This is a genomic window from Rhizobium freirei PRF 81, assembly GCF_000359745.1.
Classification (GTDB): domain Bacteria; phylum Pseudomonadota; class Alphaproteobacteria; order Rhizobiales; family Rhizobiaceae; genus Rhizobium; species Rhizobium freirei.
Map to the genome: position 1 here is coordinate 219,170 of NZ_AQHN01000089.1, position 21,403 is coordinate 240,572.

20 protein-coding genes and 2 pseudogenes are annotated in these 21,403 nt (G+C 60.6%); 14 read left to right on the forward strand and 8 right to left on the reverse strand.

Translation table 11 applies throughout. From position 1 onward, the window contains the following. Positions 1 to 486 precede the first annotated feature (486 nt). From modA to modC, 3 genes are all read left to right on the forward strand, one after another. Positions 487 to 1,284 (forward strand): molybdate ABC transporter substrate-binding protein, encoded by a 798-nt coding sequence (gene modA / locus RHSP_RS28785; protein ID WP_004127286.1) that lies wholly within the window; start codon positions 487 to 489, stop codon positions 1,282 to 1,284. Between the two features lie 151 nt (positions 1,285 to 1,435). Then, positions 1,436 to 2,137 (forward strand): molybdate ABC transporter permease subunit, encoded by a 702-nt coding sequence (modB, locus tag RHSP_RS28790; protein ID WP_037155482.1) that lies wholly within the window; start codon positions 1,436 to 1,438, stop codon positions 2,135 to 2,137. Then, positions 2,134 to 3,207 carry a molybdenum ABC transporter ATP-binding protein gene (gene modC, locus RHSP_RS28795; RefSeq protein ID WP_037155110.1) on the forward strand — a complete coding sequence of 358 codons (1,074 nt, stop codon included), beginning with the start codon at positions 2,134 to 2,136 and terminating at the stop codon, positions 3,205 to 3,207. The genes modB and modC overlap by 4 nt, the downstream gene beginning before the upstream one ends. 7 nt (positions 3,208 to 3,214) lie before the next feature. On the opposite strand, the gene RHSP_RS28800 is transcribed toward modC, so the two are convergent. Continuing rightward, positions 3,215 to 3,586, reverse strand: coding sequence for a winged helix-turn-helix domain-containing protein (locus RHSP_RS28800; RefSeq protein ID WP_037155113.1), 372 nt, complete (start codon positions 3,584 to 3,586; stop codon positions 3,215 to 3,217). Positions 3,587 to 3,758: 172 nt separating this feature from the next. On the opposite strand from RHSP_RS28800, the gene RHSP_RS28805 reads away from it, so the two are divergent. The 7 genes and pseudogenes from RHSP_RS28805 to RHSP_RS28835 all read left to right on the forward strand — a co-directional run bounded on the left by RHSP_RS28805 (position 3,759) and on the right by RHSP_RS28835 (position 10,401). Next, a complete protein-coding gene (locus RHSP_RS28805) occupies positions 3,759 to 4,058 on the forward strand; it encodes a DUF1330 domain-containing protein (RefSeq protein ID WP_004127290.1) in 300 nt (99 codons plus the stop codon). Between the two features lie 163 nt (positions 4,059 to 4,221). Next, a pseudogene (gene rsfS / locus RHSP_RS28810) lies at positions 4,222 to 4,664 on the forward strand (ribosome silencing factor). A gap of 226 nt (positions 4,665 to 4,890) precedes the next feature. Further along, a complete protein-coding gene (gene rlmH / locus RHSP_RS28815) occupies positions 4,891 to 5,373 on the forward strand; it encodes a 23S rRNA (pseudouridine(1915)-N(3))-methyltransferase RlmH (protein WP_004127292.1) in 483 nt (160 codons plus the stop codon). A 190-nt stretch (positions 5,374 to 5,563) separates the two neighbouring features. Continuing rightward, the gene (locus RHSP_RS28820) at positions 5,564 to 7,003 is read left to right on the forward strand and encodes a murein hydrolase activator EnvC family protein (protein WP_157385462.1); all 1,440 of its coding nucleotides are present in this window, start codon (positions 5,564 to 5,566) and stop codon (positions 7,001 to 7,003) included. Then, positions 6,993 to 8,321: a S41 family peptidase gene (locus RHSP_RS28825; protein ID WP_004127296.1), complete on the forward strand. Its 1,329-nt coding sequence runs from the start codon at positions 6,993 to 6,995 to the stop codon at positions 8,319 to 8,321. Before RHSP_RS28820 ends, RHSP_RS28825 begins: the two co-directional genes overlap by 11 nt. A gap of 327 nt (positions 8,322 to 8,648) precedes the next feature. Next, positions 8,649 to 9,833, forward strand: a complete 1,185-nt coding sequence (locus tag RHSP_RS28830) for a divergent polysaccharide deacetylase family protein (protein ID WP_004127299.1) — start codon at positions 8,649 to 8,651, stop codon at positions 9,831 to 9,833. Between the two features lie 16 nt (positions 9,834 to 9,849). After that, positions 9,850 to 10,401, forward strand: coding sequence for an RNA pyrophosphohydrolase (locus RHSP_RS28835; protein ID WP_004127302.1), 552 nt, complete (start codon positions 9,850 to 9,852; stop codon positions 10,399 to 10,401). 46 nt (positions 10,402 to 10,447) lie between these two features. Here RHSP_RS28835 and bfr read toward each other — a convergent pair whose 3' ends face one another. The 5 genes and pseudogenes from bfr to RHSP_RS35775 all read right to left on the reverse strand — a co-directional run bounded on the left by bfr (position 10,448) and on the right by RHSP_RS35775 (position 17,249). Beyond that, the gene (bfr, locus tag RHSP_RS28840; RefSeq protein ID WP_004127306.1) at positions 10,448 to 10,933 is read right to left on the reverse strand and encodes a bacterioferritin; all 486 of its coding nucleotides are present in this window, start codon (positions 10,931 to 10,933) and stop codon (positions 10,448 to 10,450) included. Continuing rightward, positions 10,899 to 11,291, reverse strand: a pseudogene (locus RHSP_RS34125) ((2Fe-2S)-binding protein). Before RHSP_RS34125 ends, bfr begins: the two are co-directional and overlap by 35 nt. A gap of 60 nt (positions 11,292 to 11,351) precedes the next feature. Beyond that, positions 11,352 to 14,819 (reverse strand): error-prone DNA polymerase, encoded by a 3,468-nt coding sequence (locus RHSP_RS28845; protein ID WP_004127312.1) that lies wholly within the window; start codon positions 14,817 to 14,819, stop codon positions 11,352 to 11,354. Beyond that, positions 14,816 to 16,243, reverse strand: coding sequence for a Y-family DNA polymerase (locus tag RHSP_RS28850; RefSeq protein WP_037155488.1), 1,428 nt, complete (start codon positions 16,241 to 16,243; stop codon positions 14,816 to 14,818). Before RHSP_RS28850 ends, RHSP_RS28845 begins: the two co-directional genes overlap by 4 nt. A 40-nt stretch (positions 16,244 to 16,283) precedes the next feature. Next, a complete protein-coding gene (locus RHSP_RS35775) occupies positions 16,284 to 17,249 on the reverse strand; it encodes an ImuA family protein (protein WP_037155121.1) in 966 nt (321 codons plus the stop codon). A 163-nt stretch (positions 17,250 to 17,412) separates the two neighbouring features. Between RHSP_RS35775 and RHSP_RS28860 the strand changes: the two genes are divergently transcribed. After that, positions 17,413 to 17,850, forward strand: a complete 438-nt coding sequence (locus tag RHSP_RS28860) for a metallopeptidase family protein (RefSeq protein WP_004127318.1) — start codon at positions 17,413 to 17,415, stop codon at positions 17,848 to 17,850. Between the two features lie 67 nt (positions 17,851 to 17,917). Here RHSP_RS28860 and RHSP_RS28865 read toward each other — a convergent pair whose 3' ends face one another. Then, a complete protein-coding gene (locus RHSP_RS28865) occupies positions 17,918 to 18,124 on the reverse strand; it encodes a DUF1737 domain-containing protein (protein ID WP_037155128.1) in 207 nt (68 codons plus the stop codon). 24 nt (positions 18,125 to 18,148) lie between these two features. Then, positions 18,149 to 19,078, reverse strand: coding sequence for an HpcH/HpaI aldolase/citrate lyase family protein (locus RHSP_RS28870; RefSeq protein WP_004127320.1), 930 nt, complete (start codon positions 19,076 to 19,078; stop codon positions 18,149 to 18,151). A 111-nt stretch (positions 19,079 to 19,189) separates the two neighbouring features. Between RHSP_RS28870 and RHSP_RS28875 the strand changes: the two genes are divergently transcribed. The 3 genes from RHSP_RS28875 to RHSP_RS28885 all read left to right on the forward strand — a co-directional run bounded on the left by RHSP_RS28875 (position 19,190) and on the right by RHSP_RS28885 (position 21,289). Then, a complete protein-coding gene (locus RHSP_RS28875; protein WP_004127322.1) occupies positions 19,190 to 19,426 on the forward strand; it encodes a hypothetical protein in 237 nt (78 codons plus the stop codon). Between the two features lie 195 nt (positions 19,427 to 19,621). Then, a complete protein-coding gene (gene leuD / locus RHSP_RS28880) occupies positions 19,622 to 20,230 on the forward strand; it encodes a 3-isopropylmalate dehydratase small subunit (RefSeq protein WP_004127326.1) in 609 nt (202 codons plus the stop codon). A 240-nt stretch (positions 20,231 to 20,470) separates the two neighbouring features. Further along, the gene (locus RHSP_RS28885) at positions 20,471 to 21,289 is read left to right on the forward strand and encodes a sugar phosphate isomerase/epimerase family protein (RefSeq protein ID WP_037155131.1); all 819 of its coding nucleotides are present in this window, start codon (positions 20,471 to 20,473) and stop codon (positions 21,287 to 21,289) included. Positions 21,290 to 21,403 lie beyond the last annotated feature (114 nt).

Consider the following 21,403-nt stretch of genomic DNA (forward strand, 5'->3'; position numbering starts at 1 on the left):
CCTGATCAGCAACTGGGAGGAGGAGAGTTGCTGATCCATATCGAACGGCATTGGGAGGAGGAGATCGCCGTTTCGATGATTAAGTTCTATCAGATTTTACCGATTGATAAATGACCGATTTCGCAATGCAGCAATGCAGCTGTTGCATAACAAAGAAATTTTCCTGCCCAAAAAACGCTTCTTCGCAGACATTTCGCGCTCTGATTTTTCGGTGTCGGAGTCGCATAGACGGCGCAATGTGCCATAAACGCACGGTCCGTAACGTTGTTTCTCACTTCGTGAGCGTTCGCCAATTCAATGAGCGAATCCAGTCATGCATTTTTGCAATGGCGATAGCCTCTCATATGCGATGTAGGGATGAAAATCCATAAAATTCGTAGGGTTACGCGGTGATATCGCGCTATATTTTTGGAGATATATCCCTAGCCAAGCCTCGCGCATCGTTATATCTCTCGAAACATGTCGACATCTTTGGGGAGATATTAGATGGCCACCAGCCGCCACCGATGGATCAAGCTTGCAACCGCCGCGCTATCAGCCGCATGGCTCGGCCTCTCGGTCACGCCGACGCCGGCTCTTGCCGCCGACAAGATCGTCGTATTTGCCGCCGCCAGCATGAAGAATGCGCTCGACAACGCCGATGCAGCCTTCACCAAGGAAACCGGCAAGGAGGTTACCGTCTCCTATGCGGCAAGCGGCCCGCTCGCCAAGCAGCTTGAAAACGGCGCACCGGCGGACGTCTTCATCTCCGCCGATACGAACTGGATGGACTACGTTGCCGGCAAGAAGCTGATCAAGAACGACAGCCGCACCAACCTGCTCGGCAACAAGCTCGTCCTCGTCGCCGCCAAGGACAAGGCCAAGCCGGTCGAGATCAAGCAGGGCCTGGATCTCGCCGCCCTGCTCGGCGATGGCCGCCTGGCGATCGGCCAGCCGGAATCGGTGCCGGCAGGCAAATACGGCAAGACGGCGCTGGAAAAGCTCGGCATCTGGCCCTCGGTTGAAAAGAAGATCGCCGGCGCCGAAAGCGTGCGGGCAGCGCTCGCGCTGGTTTCGCGCGGCGAGGCCCCCTACGGTATCGTCTATCAGACCGACGTATCGGCCGATCCAGGCGTTGCCGTCGTCGGCACTTTCCCGGCAGACAGCCACCCGCCGATCGTCTATCCGATCGCCATCACCAGCAGCAGCAAGAACCCGGACGTGCAAGCCTATTTCGATTATCTGAAATCGGCTAAGGCTGTTCCGTTCTTCGAGCACGAGGGCTTCACTGTTCTGAAGCGATAAATATCATCGCCGGAGCTTTTTTCGCATTTACGCAATTCCGGACGAAAAACTGCTATGCACTTTTCCTGGAATTGCTCCAGGCATCCGGGATAGGGAAAGGACCTAGGCTCGCCGGTTCATGGCGGGCCTGATTTGTTTCAAGAGGCAGGATTTGGACGCATTGGGTTTGAGCAGCGACGAATGGACGGCCATAGAACTGAGCCTGCGCGTCTCCATCGTCGCCATGCTGGTGAGCCTGCCCTTCGGCATCGCAGTCGCATATCTGCTGGCGCGCGGCCGGTTCTGGGGCAAATCGATCCTCAACGGCGTCATTCATCTGCCGCTGATCCTACCGCCTGTTGTCACCGGCTTCATCCTGCTCATTCTCTTCGGCCGCAAGGGGCCGATCGGTTCGCTTTTCGAGCAATATCTCGGCCTCGTCTTCTCGTTTCGCTGGACGGGGGCCGCACTTGCCTGCGGCGTCATGGGCTTTCCGCTGATGGTTCGAAGCATCCGCCTGTCGATCGAAGCCGTCGACCGCAAGCTGGAGGAAGCCGCCGGCACGCTCGGCGCCGGTCCCATCTGGACCTTCGTAACCGTGACCCTGCCGCTGATCCTGCCCGGCATTATTGCCGGCATGATCCTGTCCTTCGCCAAGGCCATGGGCGAATTCGGCGCCACCATCACCTTCGTCTCCAATATTCCCGGCGAAACGCAGACGCTGTCTTCAGCCATCTACACCTTCACCCAGGTTCCCGGCGGCGATGCCGGCGCCATGCGGCTGACCATCGTCGCTATCGTCATTTCCATGGCGGCTCTGCTCGCCTCGGAATTTCTCGCTTATCTCGCCGGCCGAAGGGTAGACTTCGAATGACGCTCTCAGTCGATATTCGCCATCGCCTCGGCGCTTTTTCGCTGGAGGCCGCTTTTACCTCCAATGGCGGCGTCACCGCCCTTTTCGGCCGTTCCGGCTCCGGCAAAACCTCGATCGTCCGCATCATTGCCGGCCTTACCCGCCCCGATCACGGCCGCGTCAGCCTCGACGACACGGTGCTTGCCGATACCGAGAGGCAGATCTTCATTCCTCGCCACCGCCGCCGCTTCGGCTATGTCTTTCAGGAAGCACGTCTGTTTCCTCATCTTTCGGTGCAGCAGAACCTCAATTACGGCCGCTGGTTCGCCCCGAGAAACGAGCGCAGCGAAAGCTTCGACAGCGTCGTCGATCTGCTCGGCATTGCCGCCTTGCTCGACCGGCGCCCGGCAAAGCTCTCCGGCGGCGAAAAGCAGCGCGTCGCGATCGGCCGCGCCCTTCTGTCATCACCGCGACTCCTGCTGATGGACGAACCGCTTGCCGCACTCGACGAGGCCCGCAAGGCGGAAATCCTTCCCTATCTCGAGCGGCTGCGCGACGAAACGAAGGTGCCGATCATCTATGTCAGCCACTCCATTGCCGAGGTGGCTCGCCTCGCCAACCGCGTCGTCGTCATGCGTGACGGCAAGATCGAGACGATCGGCGCTGCCGTCGATGTCTTCAGCCAGCTGTCCGGCCCACTGGCGGCCGACCGTCGCGAGGCCGGCGTGCTTTTGGAAGGCCAGGTCGAGCGGCTTGACGGCCAGCACAGGCTGACGGTCGTCGCCTTGAAGGCCGCAAGGCTCGTCGTGCCTGGGCAGGCGGCCGGTGTCGGCAGGACGGTGCGCGTCCATATCCCTGCCCGCGACGTGATGCTAGCGATAGCGAAACCCGAGGGCTTGAGCGCATTGAACATCCTCGAGGGCGTGGTGCGCGACATCGGCATGGTGGCCGACGGAACGGCGGAGGTGGCGGTCGACTGCGGTGGCGACATCGTGCTTGCACGCATCACGCAGTTCTCAGCCGAGCGATTGGAGCTTCGGGCCGGCATGCCGATCCATGCAATCATCAAGACCGTGGCGCTTGAACATTAGAGATCGATCAGGACGGATCGGCCGGGCTGCGATTGGCTTCCAGCCAGTTCAGATCGTCGGCTATTGCGGCACGCAGCGTCGTTTCCATGCCGCGAAAGCGCCGCAGCAGCTCCTCGCCAAACGGCGTCAGCGCCGCTCCCCCGCCCTTTTGGCCGCCCCGCTGCGATTCCACCACCGTTTCCCGGAACATATGGTTCAATTCGCTGACGAGCAGCCACGCCCGGCGATAGGACATGTCCATGGCGCGGCCGGCGGCCGAAATCGAGCCGGTTTCCTGGATATGCTCAAGGAGCTCCATCTTGCCGCGCCCAAGCCGGTCATGCTCCGAAAAGCTGATGCGGAGGATGGGCTTCAACGATGGTTGCGGAGCGTCTGTCATGGCATCTGTAGCGATTTGGTCTGCATCGTGTATACGCGGCCTTCGTGCGACTGTACATGCCAACGGTAAATGGACAAGCAGTAGAGCCGACCTATCTGATCTTCAAATATGAGCGCTTTCGCGCGCCGAGCAAGGAACGCGCGAGCCTTGATCTCAAGGGATTGGAGACGCGATGCCCGCCTATATCATTTCCGATATCACCGTCAGGGATGCAGCAGCCTTCCAGACCTACCGAACCCGCGCGGCCGCCTCCATTGCCCAGCATGGCGGGCATTATCTTGTCCGCAACGGACCGATCGAAAAGCTGGAGGGCGACTGGTCGCCGCGAGCGATTGTGATCGTGGAATTTCCGGACCTGGAACGGGCGAGAGCCTGGTATCGTTCGCCGGAATATGCATTCGCTCTCGAAGTTCGCGATCAGGCTCTCAGCCGCAATCTCATTCTTGTCGGCGGAGTGAGCCAGCAAGGCTGATTTTTCGCCCTCGGTGCGGATATTTCCCCATATCTGGTGCGAAATAGCTCCATTTGGACACAAAACCTTGTCCTCAACGCCTCGAGATGACCGTTTGCGTCTTGAAACCTTTATACAATGGTGCCTATCTTTATGGCGTGATCGACTCGGATCGCGTATGTGCATGTTCTGTTACTCAAGGAAGGAAGAGCACTGACAACAGTACACGCCAAGGGAAGAACGCCTGTCGTTATCCCGAAGAGCACGGAACGTGGCGCCGATGCCGCTGCCCGCGCCCTGCAAGCCGTCCTCGCAAGCCTCGAGGACTCCAAGGCCGAAAATATCGTCACCATCGACATTGCTGGCAAATCTGCGCTTGGAGACCACATGGTCGTCGTCTCCGGTCGATCGAGCCGCCATGTCCTGGCGATTGCCGACCATCTCATGACCGATCTCAAGGACGAGGGCTTCGGCAATGCCCGCGTCGAAGGTCTGGATGGCGGCGACTGGGTGTTGATCGACACCGGCGACATCATCATTCATGTCTTCCGACCGGAGATCCGCGAGTTCTACAACGTCGAAAAGATGTGGGCGGCACCCGATCTCGACGAAGGCACGCTGCACTAGAGTCGGATGATTTTAGGTCTCTTCGACCTAAAATCTGAATCCGCTCTAGAATCAAATAAGTAGAGCATGATGGGCCGAAAACCGCTTACACTTTTCGGGATCATGCTCTGGCCGGTCAAGAGCGCCGTTCCCGGCCCCGGTTGGCAGCTTTGGGTCGCCGGGGATGAGCCTCCGGCAAAGGTTTTGTTTTGTGCCGCCATGACGGCGGATATGCGTGGGAGCGGGAATGCGGATCGGTCTTTTTGCGGTGGGACGGCTCAAAGCCGGCCCAGAAAAGGATCTTGCGGCTCGCTATCTCGACCGTTTCGCCAAGGCCGGACCGGCGATCGGCCTGGAAATGGCGCGTATGACCGAGGTTGCCGAAAGCCGGGCCTCCAATAGCGAGACCCGCAAGCGCGAAGAGGCGGGCCTGTTGCAGAAGGCGCATCCGGAAGGCGGCGTCCTCATTCTTCTTGATGAACGCGGCAAGGCGCTGGACAGCGAAGCCTTCGCCGCCATGCTCGGTACGTTCCGTGATCAGGGCAAGCGCGACCTGACGATTGCGATCGGCGGCGCCGACGGTCTCGACCCGTCCCTTTACGACAAGGCCGACATGACCGTTTGCTTGGGCAAGCTGACCTGGCCGCACCAGCTCGTGCGCATCCTCATTGCCGAGCAGCTCTACCGCGCCGTGACTATCCTTTCCGGCCACCCCTACCACCGGGTTTGATCGTCTCATCCCGGCTTCGAAAACAGTTTGGCTTTCGGTCTTTTTGCGTTAACGAAACGCTCACACAGGCGTGTTTTGATTCCCGCCCTGAAAATGACGATGCTTCCTAGCTGATCGCGGCAAATCAGCTTATTTTCACGCGATCTGAAGTGACCAGGCCCGAACCGACTGGATGAAAAAAGCCCCGCCCATGCTTTCGCGTCTCGTGCTGCCAGCCTTGGCGGCATCTCTCGGCATGGGCGCTTATATAGTCGGCCCTTTGTCCCTGAAGGACGTGGCGGTCGCGCAGGAGGCTGATACAAAGGCGCCCAATGCCCCCGACGATCGCCCTTCGGCGACCGCGTCGTCGCCCTCGGCGCAACAGGCGCCGGACCCGGCAGCGGACCTTGCCCGCAAGCGCGACGAAACACGCAGTCAGCTGGAGCAGCTGTCGAAGACGATCAATCTCTCGTCCGACAAGACGAAGGAGCTGGAAGACAGCATAGCCTCGCTCGACAAGAATACCGCCAGCCTGCGCCAGGCGCTGATCGACAGCGCCGCCCGCCGCAAGGAGCTGGACCGCAAGATCCAGCAAAGCGAGAAGACGCTGACCGACCTTGCCGTAAAGGAAGACAAGATCCGCGCATCCCTGCACGAGCGCCGCGCCCTGCTGGCGGAGGTTCTCGGTGCGCTGGAGCGCATGGGGCGCAACCCGCCGCCGGCGCTGCTGGTGACGCCGGACGACGCCCTCGGCTCGGTGCGCAGCGCCATTCTTCTCGGCGCCGTCGTGCCCGGGATGCGCAAGGAAACGGACAAGCTCATCGCCGACCTCACGGATCTCAGCAAGCTGCATGCCGATGTAGCCGCCGAGAAAACCAGCTTCACCGCCACCATGACCAATAGTCTGGAGGAGGAGCGGCGCATGGATCTGCTGATTGCCGAAAACCACAAGCACAGCAAGGAGAATACCGCCCAGCTCGAGACGGAGCGCAAGCGCGCGGAAGAGCTGGCGGGCCAGGCCACCAGCCTTGAAGGGCTCGTCGCCTCCCTCGAGAGTCAGATCGGCTCGGTACGTGATGCGGCCGCCGCTGCCCGCGCGGAGGAAGCGCGCCGGGCGCAGATGACCGATCAGCAGCGCGAACAGGCGAAAGCGCTTGCCGAGAGCGGCGTGCCCGATAAAAACCGCATTACGCCCGCATATGCCTTTTCGGACCTTAGACAAAAGTTGGAGCTGCCCGTGGCGGGCGATACTCTCCGCCAGTTCGGCGACGACGACGGCACCGGCCATACCGCGATGGGATTGACCATCGCAACCGGCCCGGATGCGCTCGTCACAGCTCCCGCCGACGGCACGGTCGTCTATGCCGGCGCGTTTCGCAGCTACGGCCAGATGATCATTCTGGATACGGGCGACGGCTATCACATGGTGCTGTCGGGAATGGACGCGATCAAGACGCGCCCCGGCAGATTCGTCTTCGCCGGCGAGCCGCTCGCCTCAATGGGTCAAAAAAGAGTCGCGAGCGCGACCGCATTGGCGCTGGAAACGGATCGGCCAACGCTTTACATTGAATTCCGAAAAGATGGAAAGCCGGTCGATTCTCGGCCGTGGTGGACCTCCAAAGACACTGGAAAGGCACGCAATGATACGTAGGGCTTCTCTTGTTCTCGTCGGCGCATTGATGGGTGCGACCGCGATGAGCGTTATCTACTCGGCGGTGGCGCCGGCGGAAGCCGCAGGAACTTCCACCTACAAGGAGTTGTCGATTTTCGGCGACGTCTTTGAGCGCGTCCGTGCCCAGTATGTGACTCCGCCCCAGGAAGACAAGCTGATCGAAGCCGCCATCAACGGCATGCTGTCCTCGCTGGATCCGCATTCGAGCTATATGAATGCCAAGGATGCCGAAGACATGCGCACCCAGACCAAGGGTGAATTCGGCGGCCTCGGCATCGAAGTCACGATGGACAACGACCTCGTCAAGGTCATTACTCCGATCGACGATACGCCCGCCGCCAAGGCCGGCGTTCTGGCAGGCGACTATATCACCGCCATCGACGGCCAGTCTGTCCGCGGCCTGAAGCTGGAAGACGCCGTCGAGAAGATGCGCGGCCCGGTCAAGACGCCGATCAAGCTCACCTTGATGCGCAAGGGCGCCGACAAGCCGATCGAGCTTACCATCATCCGTGACGTGATCGCAGTCGCTGCCGTCAAGTCGCGCGAGGAAGGCGGCAATGTCGGCTATATCCGCATCATCTCCTTCACGGAAAAGACGACGCCGGACCTCGAAGCCGCGATCGCCAAGATTAAGAAGGATATCCCGGCCGACAAGCTGAAGGGCTATGTCCTCGACCTGCGTCTCAATCCGGGCGGCCTGCTCGACCAGGCGATCAACGTTGCCGACGACGTGCTGGAGCGTGGCGAGATCGTTTCGACCCGTGGCCGCAACCCGGACGAAACCCGCCGCTTCAACGCCACGCCTGGCGATCTGACCGATGGCAAGCCGATCATCGTGCTCACCAACGGCGGCTCCGCTTCCGCTTCGGAAATCGTCGCCGGCGCCCTGCAGGATCTGCGTCGCGCCACCGTTCTCGGCACGCAGTCCTTCGGCAAGGGCTCCGTCCAGACGATCATCCCTCTGGGCGATGGCAATGGCGCGCTGCGCCTGACGACGGCTCTCTATTATACGCCCTCGGGCCGCTCGATCCAGGGCACCGGCATCACGCCTGACATCAAGGTCGACCAGCCGCTGCCGGACGATCTGAAGGGCAAGCTGACGTCCGAAGGCGAATCCAGCCTGCCGGGGCACATCAAGGGCCAGAGCGAGACCGACAAGGGCTCCGGCTCCTCGGCTTATATGCCGCCGGACCCGAAGGACGATATCCAGCTCAACTACGCGCTCGACCTGTTGCGTGGCGACAAGACGGATCCAGCTTTCCCGCCGAACCCGGAAAAGGCGGTCTCCTCCAAGTAAGGATAGAGCGCCGGGCTGGAAACAGACCCGGCGCTTTCATAAGGAGTGAGTGGGATTCGCGTATCGTTCCGCTCGCCTTAGAGCAACTCCAGGAAAAGTGCGTAGCGGTTTTCCGTCCGGAATTGCGAAAGAACAAAGAGATAGAGCGGTTCAGAGTTGCCGTGAAAAGCTGAACCGCTCTAGTCGAACGGGCGTGATGTCGTTCGAAAGCTGTTTCGTTGATGTTTTGATACTTTGAGCCTGAAGCCCGATTTTCCATTGCAGTGACAACGGGAAAGCGGAACGCTCAGCGCCGGAACAAATTCCCGTTTGGGGTGGATACGGACTTTGGGAACGGATTTGCATGCACCGCTGGGACAGAATCGCCGCCCCGGCCGTCAGCGGAGACTCCCGCCCTTCGGGCGCATTCTCGGCGGCCTCTGCCTGATCGCGATTGCCGGTTTTTCGCTTTATTCGGCGCTGCTGCGCGACGATCTGAAGAAAACCCAGCCGATCGAAACGGCCAAGAAGGAAGATCCGGCTCCCCCGTCCGACGCCAAGCCGGCAGCAGCTGGCCAAACAGGCCTAACGCAGGTGGATCCGCAATCCGGCGCCAATACCACCCGCGTCGTGACCAACGACGGTTCCGTCGTCACCATGTTCAGTCCCAACAATCGCGACGGCAACGGCCCGGTCCTGATCAACGCCAATCAGGTCGGCCAGGATCCCCGCATGGCGGCGACGCCGAACGACAGCTTGCTCGAGGATTCTCCCTTCGGCAAGCTGCCGATCACGGGGCCAAGCGGCCTGCGGCCGATGGATCAGTATGCCAGGCCTTGGTCCGGCGCCCGCGGCATCCGCGTCGCCATCGTCGTCAGCGGCCTCGGCCTCAGCCAGACCGGCACGCAGCGCGCCATCGAGAAGCTGCCGGAAGAAATCACGCTCGCTTTTGCCGTCAGCGGCAACAGCCTGCAGCGCTGGATGCAGGATGCGCGGCGCGGCGGCCACGAAGTCCTCATCCAGGTCCCCTTCGAGCCCTTCGACTATCCGAGCAACAATCCAGGCCCGGATACGCTGCTGACCTCGCTGTCATCGGCGAAGAACGTCGACAATCTGCATAAGGCGATGGGCAGGATCACCAATTATACCGGCGTGATGAATTATCTCGGCGGCCGGTTCCTCGCTAATACCAGCGCCATGGAACCGGTGCTGCGCGACATCGGCAAGCGCGGCCTGCTTTTCCTTGACGACGGCTCCTCGGCGCAATCCAGGTCCGGAACCCTTGCCAAGACGCTGCAAGTGCCGCATGCCTTTGCCGACGTCCAGCTTGATGGAGAACTGCAGCGGGACGCGATCCTGAGGAAGCTCGATGAGCTGGAGCGTATTGCCCGTCGCAACGGCTCTGCGATCGGCGTCGCCTCCGCCTTCGACGAGAGCGTCGACGCCATCAGCAAATGGAGTGAGGAAGCCGCCATGCGCGGCATCGAAATCGTTGCGGTTTCGGCCGTTGCCGACGATCCGAAACGTCCCTGAGTCATTGGAGAGACAGATGAGCACGCCCCACGCGCCCGCCCAAGCGTCAGTAAGAGCCGAAGACCTGCCCTACCGCCCCTGCGTCGGCATCATGATCCTGAACAGGGATGGCCTGGTCTGGGCCGGCCGGCGTATCCCCGACGGCAACTCGGAATATGACGGCTCGCCGCAGCTTTGGCAGATGCCGCAGGGCGGCATCGATGAGGGCGAAGACCCGCTGAAGGCCGCCTATCGCGAGCTCTATGAGGAAACCGGGATGAAGACGGTGACGCTGCTGGCGGAAGCGAAGGACTGGATCAATTACGATCTGCCGCCACAGCTGATCGGCATCGGTCTCAAGGGGAAATATCGCGGACAGACCCAGCGCTGGTTCGCCTTCCGCTTCGACGGCGACGAAAGCGAAATCGCCATCAACCCGCCGCCGGGCGGTCATGAACCCGAATTCGATGCCTGGGGATGGAAGCCGATGGTGGAGCTTCCCGGGCTGATCGTCGAGTTCAAGCGATCGGTCTACGATCAGGTCGTCGCCGAATTCCAGCACCTGGCAGGCCTGAAGGCCGAAGACTGAACGAGAAGGATCCGGCCGTCGAAAGGGCGGCCGGATCGGCAGTTCACTATTCGGCGGAATCCGCAGAATCGGCGTTGAGCTGGCCGTATTTGGCTTCGCCGATTTTGCCGAGCAGCTCGAGCTGGGTTTCCAGGAAGTCGATATGGCCTTCCTCGTCGGCCAGCAGCTCTTCGAACAGTTTCATCGAGACATAGTCGCCGGCATCGTGACAGATATCGCGGGATTTCTTGTAGGCGGTGCGGGCCTCATATTCGCCGGCAAGATCGGCCTCCAGCACTTCCTTGACATTCTGCCCGATGCGCAGGGGCGCGAGCGTCTGCAGGTTCGGATGGCCTTCGAGGAAGATGATGCGCGCAACCAGACGGTCCGCATGCTGCATCTCTTCGATGGATTCCGCCCGCTCCTTCTTGGCAAGCTTGGTATAGCCCCAGTCCTCAAGAAGCCGGTAGTGAACCCAATATTGGTTGACTGCGCCAAGCTCGAGGAACAGCGCCTCGTTAAGCCGCTCGATGACTTTTTTGTCGCCTTTCAACGTCCGCTCTCCTGTTTTCTTCATGGAATTTTTTCAGGCGGGACATGAAATCAAATATTTCCGCTTCCGTCGAGTGGCGACGGGCATGATAATCCTCGGTTGTCTTAATAATAATATCAACCACATTCGGGAAGCAGCCGCAGCAGCGACCGCGCTTCGACATGGCGTGATAAACTTTTGCCGGGACGATGAGCTGCCAACAGTCCTGATCGAGAAGTTCGGTGATGACTTCCCGGATTTCCTTGTCGGTGATGTAATTACAACTGCAAACCAGCATTCTTCGCTCAGCCCGCCAAACATGACATCCGCTATCCTGTTATCTGCTAAAGAAGACGCTCGTTGTCAAGAAAGAAACGATTCGTTTTGATTCGCCGACGGAACGGTCAGCCGTCTGACCTCATGTACGAAACCCGGATTCTCAATGAAAATTGCGGCCTCGCGGCATGACTCTCGCCGTTTCCACGCCATTGCTGCGACCTTCCGCCTCGGCCTCGGCCCCCGATGCACGCAAAAGCAAGGCCGGTTTCTTCTTCTGCCTGTGATCCATGGTCGGCCGCAATGCTTCATCCGCCCGGTCGCTGACGCCGAAGCGCCTTGCCTCGCGCTGGAGGATACCGAGCGCCGGCGTCATGTCCTCGATGTGATCGACCACCACATGGATGACGCCGCTTTCGCTCTGCAGGCGTCCGCGGATCTTCACCAGCCGCGCCCCCATGACGATAGCGCGGTATTTCTCGAATTTTTTCGGCCAGACGATCGCATTGGCGACGCCGGTCTCGTCCTCAAGCGTCATGAAGATCACCCCATTGGCCGAGCCCGGCCGCTGACGCACCAGCACCAGCCCGGCAACCGTCACCATCCGCCCATTCGCCACATTGGACAGATCCCGGCTCTGCACAATGCCCTGCCGTGCGAAATCGTTGCGTAGGAAGGAAACCGGATGTGCCTTCAGGGATAGCGACAGATAGCGGTAATCCTCGATCACCTGCTCGCCGGGCAGCATTTCAGGCAGCGTAACCGCCGGCTCGACCTGCAGCTCCGTATGATCGCTGAGATCGAAGAGGGGAAGCTTTTCGGCAGCGCTGCCGGCATCGAGTACCCGTACCGCCCACAGCGCGTCGCGCCGGGTAAGCCCGATGGAGCCGAACGCATCCGCATCCGCCAGACGCTCGATCTGCGCCTTGGCAAGCCCGGAGCGCAGCCAGAGATCGCGCACGGATCGATAGCCATCACCGCGGCGTTCGACCAGCTGCGCCATCTCATCCTCTGGCAGACCTTTGACCTGCCGGAAGCCGAGACGGACGGCGCATTGCGTCTTGATATCGTCACGCATCGACGCATGGCGCCGCTCGATCGCATCCGGATCAAAACGTGCCTTCTCCAATAGACAATCCCAACTCGAACGATTGACATCCACCGGCCGAACCTCGACGCCATGCTCGCGCGCATCGCGCACCAGCTGCGCCGGCGCATAGAAGCCCATCGGCTGGGCATTCAGGATCGCCGCGCAGAAGACGTCGGGATAATAGGTCTTGAGCCAGGAAGAAGCGTAGACGAGAAGAGCAAAGGAAGCCGCATGGCTTTCAGGAAAGCCATATTCGCCGAAGCCTTCGATCTGGCTGAAACATCGTTCGGCAAAATCTTGAGGGTAACCGTTTGCGATCATGCCCGAAACCATGTCCTGCTTGAATTCATCGACCTTCCCCGTCCGTTTGAATGTCGCCATGGATCGGCGCAGCCGATCAGCCTTGGCCGCCGAAAATCCGGCCGCAGTAATGGCGATCTGCATGGCCTGTTCCTGAAACAGCGGAACTCCCAACGTTCTTTCCAAAACCGCCTTCAATTCCGGACGGTGGTATTCGATCGGCCGATTATGAAGTTCGTCATCGCGCCGTTTGAGGTAAGGGTGAACCATGTTGCCCTGAATAGGACCGGGCCGGACGATTGCCACCTCGATGACCAGATCATAGAATTTGCGAGGCCGCAGACGCGGCAGCATGCTCATCTGCGCCCGGCTTTCGATCTGAAAGACACCGATCGTATCGGCACGGCAGATCATGTCATAGACCGGGAATCGGTCGGGATATTCGCCGCTGCCAAGATCGGCAAGCTGCTTTTTCACGTCGTAATGCAACAGCAACAGGTCGAAAGCCTTGGCGAGACAGGTCAGCATGCCGAGCGCCAGCACGTCGATCTTCAATATATTCAAATTGTCGAGATCGTCCTTGTTCCATTCGATCATGTAGCGATCGTCCATCGCCGTATGCATGATCGGCACGACTTCATCCAGCCGATCCCGGGTGATGACGAAGCCGCCGACATGCTGGGTCAGATGCCGCGGAAATCCCATCAGCGTCGTAGCATAGGAAAGGACATTCCGCGTCGTCTTGTCGGTGAGACTAAGACCCGCAAGCTTTGCCTCGCGCTCGGACAATTCCTCCGTCGACCAGCCCCAGACACCGCTTGCAAGGGCAGACTGCACATCCTCCGACAGGCCGAAGGCTTTCGCCACCTCGCGTCCGGCCGAGCGCGCCCGGTAGCTGGTGACCGCCGCCGTCAGCCCGGCATGCTCCTTATAGTAATGCCTGTAGATGAACTGGATGACCTCTTCACGCTTCTCGTGCTCGAAATCGACATCGATATCAGGTGGCTCCTCGCGCTCCGTCGAGATGAAGCGCTCGAAGAGCAAGCTTGTTAGTTCGGGATTGACCTCGGTAATCCGGAGGCAATAGCAGACCGTCGAATTGGCAGCCGATCCCCGTCCCTGGCATAGGATATTCGCACTGCGAGCAAATTCCATGATCCGGTACACCGTCAGGAAATAAGGCTCATATTGCCGCTCCCGAATGAGCTTGAGTTCATGCTCGATCTGCATCGAGACCTTTTCGGGAATCTCTTCAGGAAAGCGCGATCTGGCCCCCTCCCACGTCAGTCGCTTCAACGTCTCCGCAACAGTCTCGCCATCAACGCTTTCATCGGGATAATTGTGCTTCAGCTCATCCAGCGAAAAAGACAGCCGGCTAAAAAACCTCTGCGCATTGGCGATCGCCTTCGGATAATCCTTAAAGAGACGCGCCATCTCGGCAGCGTCCTTCATATAGCGTTCGGCATTGGCCGCCAGCTTGAAGCCGGCCTCGGCGATCGGCACATGCTCGCGGATCGAAACGACGATGTCGGCAAGCGGCTTGCGTTCGGTCGCATGATAGAGCGGCTGATTGCTGGCGATCAGCCGCACGCCATTGCGCTGCGCCAGAATGGAAAGCGTGGCAAAAACCAGCCGATCCCGGCCATCATAGGCCGGCGACAGGACCATATGCAGCTTCCGGCCAAAGCGCATCCATAGCCGCGTCAGGCACTCCTCAAGCTTTGTCTGCCCCTCCGGCGTCTCGATGCTGTCGGCATCTGGAATGAGCGCCAGCATCATCTCGTCGCCCCATTCCACGAGGTCGCTTTCATGGAGGACGCAGACGCCTTTCTCGCCGCGCAGATTGCCGGCGCTGAGCAGCCGGCAGAGATGCGCCCAGCCCTTGCGGTTCTGCGGATAGGCAAGAATGTCGGGCGTGCCATCCGAGAACACCAGACGGGCACCGGGCTGGAAACGAACCGGCTTCAGGAACGGCTTTTCTAGCTTTCCCTGGGCTCGAAGCAGAAGATTTTCCTTGATGACTTCTTCATATTTCGCCTGGAGAACTTTGGTATGCGCATGCGCCTTGACGACGCCGGCCACCGAATTGCGGTCGGCGATCCCGAATCCGGACAGTTTCAGGATAGCGGCTTGCACCACGATCTCTTCCGGATGCGAGGCGCCTTCGAGAAAGGAGAAATTCGTTCTCACCCCGATCTCGCAGAAGGGCATGGGTTCGTGAAAGCTCGGGCGCGCGTTCATGCGAAGACCCCGTGCATATACCAGTCCGGTCCCGTTCCGCCGCGGCCATAGAGACCTTTGCGGAACAGCCAGAAACGATGGCCCTCTTCATCCTCGACCTGGAAATAATCGCGGGCAGGTTCTTCCTTTTCCTCGATCCACCATTCCGCCGAAAGCCGTTCCGGCCCCTCGGCCCGCTGCACCCGATGCATGACCCGCCGCCAGCGGAACTGCCGGGGAGGACCGTCAGGCACCTCTGCAGCAACGGTTTCGACCAGCTCCGGCATGCGAAACAGCCGCAACGGACGCTCGCCGCGGAAAAAACCGTGGCCGGCATGGTCGCTGCCCGTTCGTCCACGAGCGGCAAGAACATGCATGGCCTGCACCGGCCGGGCGGCCCGCTCGGGAATATGGCTCTGCCGCAACTCGACCCCCTGCAGACAATCCGGTCCCAGCCGTGCGGCCACCCGATCGACAAAGGCGGCAAGCGAGCTGTCCTGCCGGCCTTCTCCGACGAAATCGCCTTGCATTGCATCGAAGGCCGCATGCTGCAGCACATTGAGGCGGACGATTTCGAAACCATAGCCGACATCGAGATCGTCATGAATGGCGGTGAAGCGCTCCGTGAACAGCTTGGCGATCCGGCTCGGCTCCCGCAACGGCTGCGATGCGCCGACGGCAATGCGGAAGACCGCGCCATCCACCCTAAAGAGCAGAAGCTCGAAGGAACGGCCGCCGACACCGCGCGCCTCAAGCCCCGGTTTCAGCGTTTCGGCAAGCTGGCGGGCGAGCTCCAGAAGATCGGCTTCCGCCTGCACCGGCTCGGCCAGCCGGCGCTCGGCCGACAATTGCGCGACCGGCCGGCGCGGCGAGATCGGCTCTTCGACGAGACCGACGGCCTGATCGAGCCGCAACAGCAACTGCGTGCCGAAACGACGGGCAAGCGGCGCACGCGGCGCGGCCAGAAGATCACCCGTCTGCTTCAGGCCCATCTTCTGCAAGGCTGCAACGGTCTCCTCACCGAGCCTTAAGGAGGCCACCGGCAATGGCGCCAAGGCTTCCTCCATAGCCTCCGGAGGGACGACGCGGCTGTCGTCGAAGCGGGCCACCGCCCAGGACAGGCCGGGCGCAGAGGAAATGGCGCCGCGCACATCGAGCCCCAACCGGGAAATCCGGATCAAGACGTCCTCGAGCAGCGCCTCTTCGCCGCCGAAGAGATGAGCACAGCCGGTAATATCGAGAAACAAGCCGTCCTTGCCATCGATCGCCACCAGCGGCGTATAGCGGTCGCACCAGTCGGCGATCGCTTCCAGAAGCTTGCGGTCCGCCGCCGGATCCTCCTCGACGATATCGAGGGTAGGGCAGATCGCCTTGGCTTCGGCCACGCCCTGGCCCGGCTTCAGGCCGATCATCTCTGCCCGCTCATTGAGCGCAGTCAGCCGCATGGCATTGTTGAGCTTGCCGGCACAGGCAAGCGGCGGCGCTTCAAGCCTGCCTGTCGAACGCCAGGACAGACCCCAGCGCTTGCGCGCGATGCGATCGGTCGGCAGATGCGGAAAGGTCAGCACCAGAATGCGCTGGGTGTTCGCCGGGAAAGGCAAGGTATTCAATGTCGGAGACGGGGGCAAAACGGCGGTCATGGGCATTCCACTCCAGGGTTATGGAAAGAGGCGCCGGGTTGCGGCTCTTTTCCAAGGTCAGACGAAAAGCCGGGTGACCGATGCTGCCGCCAAGCATCGATCTGTCCGGCAGTGGCCGCGCCTGCGCCGGCGCGGGTTCGACGGAAAAGCGGAAGAGGGCGCTGCTTGCCTCCTCCTCGCCTCCCTGTCGCAACAGAAATAAGGGCCGCCCCGCCGCCTTGGCCCTTAACGCCAGCCGCCGGCTTTCGGTCAGGCCGAAACGAGCCGGATTGCCGCGCACTTCCAGAATGACGACCGCAAAGGCCGCACTGCCAAGAGCCGCCTCCGCCAGCCAGAGCGCTTCCTCCAGCTTGCGCGGCGAGGCCTGCAGGAAGGCCGACGGCTCCAGTCCGAAATCCTGAAGACCGATGGCGTAGGGCAGGCCCGCTTCCATTGCGGCGACCGTATCGCCGATCCAGAGGATCGGAGAGATGGCCGCGTCTGTACTTGGCGCCTGCGCATGCAGCCGCGCGGCGAGCGCAAGGGCAAAGCCGCTGGCCGCCCCGGCATCGCGCAGGCCGAGCGAGCGGATTTCCGTCAGCGCATCGAGCGCCAGGCCGCCCTGCATCGCGGCATCGAGATCGTCGACCCCGATTGCAAGAAACGGCTGCTCAGGCATTGGCTTCGCAAGGCCTGCCGACCTCATGGCCGGCTTGTCCGCCAGCTTTTCATGCGCCGCCGCAGCCAGCGCCGGGATCGGCCTGCCTTCCAGTCGGGCAATGGTTTCACGCAGGGCAAAAAGCGTTTCCCGCGCCACGGCAGCCTCGGCCATGACGTTCACTCCAGATCGATAATGTTCCTGTTATGTTCTTATGGATTCCAGAGGTCGGAAAAAGAGTCAACACCATTTTATAAGAAAATATTCCTTTGCCGTAATCCGCTCTCGTAAAAGCTGCGCAAAGTCTCTATATGACCAGCCAAGGAAGGAAGCATTCATGGCTCGCATTGACCAGAGCGAGGATTGGCGGGACCGCCACGCGCCCTCAATCAGCACATTCGAATCTCTGGCCATGGAGGCTTACAGCCACCTGCCGGACGAATTCCGCTCGCTCACCGGTAACCTCATCATCCTCATCGAGGATTTTCCCGATGACGAGGTGTTCGAGGATATGGCGCTGGAGACCCCCTTCGACCTGCTCGGCCTCTTCGAAGGCCGCGGCATCTCGGAGCGTTTCACCGCCCAGACCGGGGATATGCCGAACAAGATCCGCCTCTACCGCCGGCCGATCATCGATTATTGGGCTGAGAACGAGGAAACCCTCGGCGATATCATTACCCATGTCCTTATCCACGAGATCGGTCACCATTTTGGCCTGAGCGACGAGGACATTGAGCGCATCGAGGCGAGCGCCGAAGAAGCGACGGATCGGTGATATCAGCCCTGACCGCAAGACGGTCAGGGAAAGGCATCAGACCTTCGATAAGGCAACTACTTCCGGCTTATTGTTCGGAAAGCTTCATATCAGGATCGTAGTCCTTACCAGCCACTTCCTTGACGACGGCCTGGCCGCATTCCATGCGGCCGCTCGCAGAATTGAAGCCATAGGTCGGCGAGCCGTATAGTTCCCAGCCCTTGTTCAGCGCTGCGCTCACCTTGTGGCAGAAGGAAGCATCGTCGGGGCCGGTGAGGAAGCGGTAGAGTTTCATCAGAACATCTTTCTTGTTTTTCAGTCAGACGTCGGTGCGAGGCGTTGCAGCCGCATCAAAACGCTGCTCGATCAGGCGAGCTTTATGGACGAGTCTCTCCGCCTGGACAAGGTGCAGCCGCTCCACCATTCTCCCGCCGAGGTTCACGACATTGAGAGTGGCAGCATCCGGCTCGGCGAAGGCTGATATGATGGCTTTCGCCTCGGCAATGGCAGCTTCATCCGGGCCGAAGTGCCGGTTGGCAGTCTCGATCTGGCCCGGATGGATCAGCATCTTGCCGGAAAAGCCCATGGCGACGCCCTGGCCGCATTCGGCCTCGAATTCCCCGGCATTCTTGAAGTCGTTGAAGACGCTGTCGATGGCTTCGAGCCCATAGGCGCTGACGGCCAGTATCACCTGCATCAGCCACGGCACGACATAGGTGCGACCCGGCTGCGGCAGAACGCCCGTTTCCTTTCTGAGGTCGTTGAGGCCGACGACGAAACAATCGAGCCGGCTGCCCGCCGTGCGCCCCGCCTCGGCAATCGCGGCCGCATTCAAGATGCCGCGCGGCGTCTCGATCATCGCCCAGATGCGTAAGTCTTCCGGCGCGTCGGCTTCCGCGAGCCTGTCGCTGACACTGGTTACGTCCTGCGGCTCGTCCACCTTCGGCAGCAGCACCGCATCCGGCTGCAGTTCCACGACCAGCGCCAGGTCGTCGGCACCGAAATTGGAGGAAAGTGCATTGATGCGGATGATCCGCTCCTTGGTCGGCAGCGGCGATGCAGCGAAAAAGGCCCGCAAGTTCTCGCGTGCCTCAGCCTTCTTCTCCGGCGAAACGGAATCCTCGAGATCGAAGATCACGGCGTCGCAATCGAGGCTCGAAAGCTTTTCCAGTGCGCGGCGGTTGATGGCAGGAACGCTCAAGACCGAACGACGCAGGCGGGCGGGGCGGGAAGGGGAAATTTCGCTCATTATGCCGTTTTGCCGCGCTTTTAATCGGCAGGCAAGTCAACAAAAAGCCATGCTCCTCTTGCAGATGAAAAAGAAGAGGACCACATTGCTGGGAGTAGAGAGGTCTCGACCATGCAGAATATCCGTTCCCTGTTCATCGCGCTTGCCGGTGTCACCGTGTTTGCAGCCATGGCGCTGTTTACCGTTTCGCTCACGCTTGCCGTCGGCGGTATCCTGACCGTGCTCATGGTAGCCCGTGCGATTTCGCTGCGCATGAAGCCGGCACCGGTGCGCGCCAAGGCGAAGACGAACAGCCAGCGCGAAATGCGCATCTGGAACGACGGTCGCGGCACGATCATCGATCTCTGAGGTCGAAGACAGGGTAGGGGCGGCCTGCTATGCCGGCTGCCAAGCCCGTTTGTTCGATTAAGGCCCTGTCCTGACGGGCAGGCGCGACCAAAGCGCCATGTTTTAGAGCACATCCAAGATTCTCCTTCATTTCGGGCCGGATTTGCTCTATTGGCAGGATAATTCGTGCTTAGACGAGAATGAAGGCAGGACCCCATGGACAAGTTCGTGAAGTTGACCGGTGTCGCGGCACCCCTCCCGGTCGTCAATGTCGATACCGACATGATCATCCCGAAGGATTATCTGAAGACCATCAAGCGCACCGGCCTCGGCAAGGGGCTCTTCGCTGAAGCCCGCTACAACGAAGATGGTTCGCCGAACGAAGACTTCGTGCTGAACAAGCCGGCCTATCAGAACGCCAAGATCCTCGTCGCCGGTGACAATTTCGGCTGTGGCTCCTCGCGCGAGCACGCTCCCTGGGCGCTCCTCGACTTCGGCATCCGCTGCGTCATCTCGACGAGCTTCGCCGACATCTTCTACAACAACTGCTTCAAGAACGGCATCCTGCCGATCAAGGTCAGCCAGGAAGACCTCGACAAGCTGATGGACGACGCCTCGCGCGGCTCCAACGCCATCCTGACGGTCGATCTGGAAAATCTCGAAATCACCGGCCCGGACGGCGGCTCGCTGAAGTTCGAACTGGACGAGTTCAAGCGCCATTGCCTGCTGAACGGCCTCGACGATATCGGCCTGACGCTGGAAAAGTCCTCCGCGATCAACGATTTCGAAAAGACGAACGCCGCATCGCGCCCCTGGGCCGCCTGATCGGTTTATCACTATCTTTTGCGTTTCAAAGCCGGGCCTTGCGCCCGGCTTTTTTCATGCCGAGATAAAGGACTCCCTCTCCCCGCAAGCGGGGAGAGGGGGCTATTCCGCGAAAGCAGCTCGACACCATCTTTCCCGCTCGCTGTAATATGTTCGACAAGAAGGGGGTCCATACAGGCTTGCCGAGGCCTTCAGGCCTCTCTCCCACCCCTATTCTTCTCCACGCAATGGAGCCTCTCCATGACCTCCCTTCCCATTGTCGGCGCCGCCATGACGCTTGACGACGTCGAAACCCATCGCAACTGGCTGCTCGAAAAGCCGCGTGACCTGGAACTGCAGAGCTTCGTCGAAGCCGACGTTCTAAACGGCGACTGGGCTCCGCTTGCCGAGCGCGCCCGCAAGCTGCTCGACGGCCATCAGGGTCGCCTCGGCATCCATGGCCCGTTCTGGGGCTTCATCATCGCCTCGCAGGATCCCGACATCCGCGCCGTCGTCTCCAGGCGCCTGCTGCAGGCCCTCGACGTTTGCGCCAATATCGGCGCTACGCAGATGGTCATCCATAGCCCCTATACATCGTGGTCCTACAACAACCTCGACAACAACAAGGGCGAGCGCGAGAAAATCATCGAATATACGCATCAGACGCTCAAGGATGCGGTGAAGCGCGCCGAGGACATCGGGCTCACTATGGTCATCGAGAACATCGAGGACAAGGATCCCCATATCCGCGTCGGCCTCGCCAACAGCTTCAATTCGCCGGCCGTCGCCGTTTCGATCGACACGGGCCATGCCCATTATGCCCATGGCTATACGGGCGCGCCGCCGGTCGACTATTACGTCCACGCCGCCGGCAATCGCCTGCAGCATATTCACCTGCAGGATGCGGACGGCTATGCCGACCGTCACTGGAGCCTCGGCGAAGGCAACATCCACTGGCGCGCCGTCTTTGCCGCCCTTGCCAAGCTCGACAGCAACCCGCGTCTGATCATCGAGATCAAGGACAAGTCGAAGATCCCGGCATCGGCCGCCTATCTCGCTTCGCTCGGACTGGCCGAGTAAGCGGACTCACGACCTGCCCTCGTGGTGAGGCGGCTCGCAAGGCCACCCCAAACCATGAGGGCGGGCAGTGGCCTTCAAAAGCCCGAAAACCGTACCGTTTCGGCCCCATCTTCG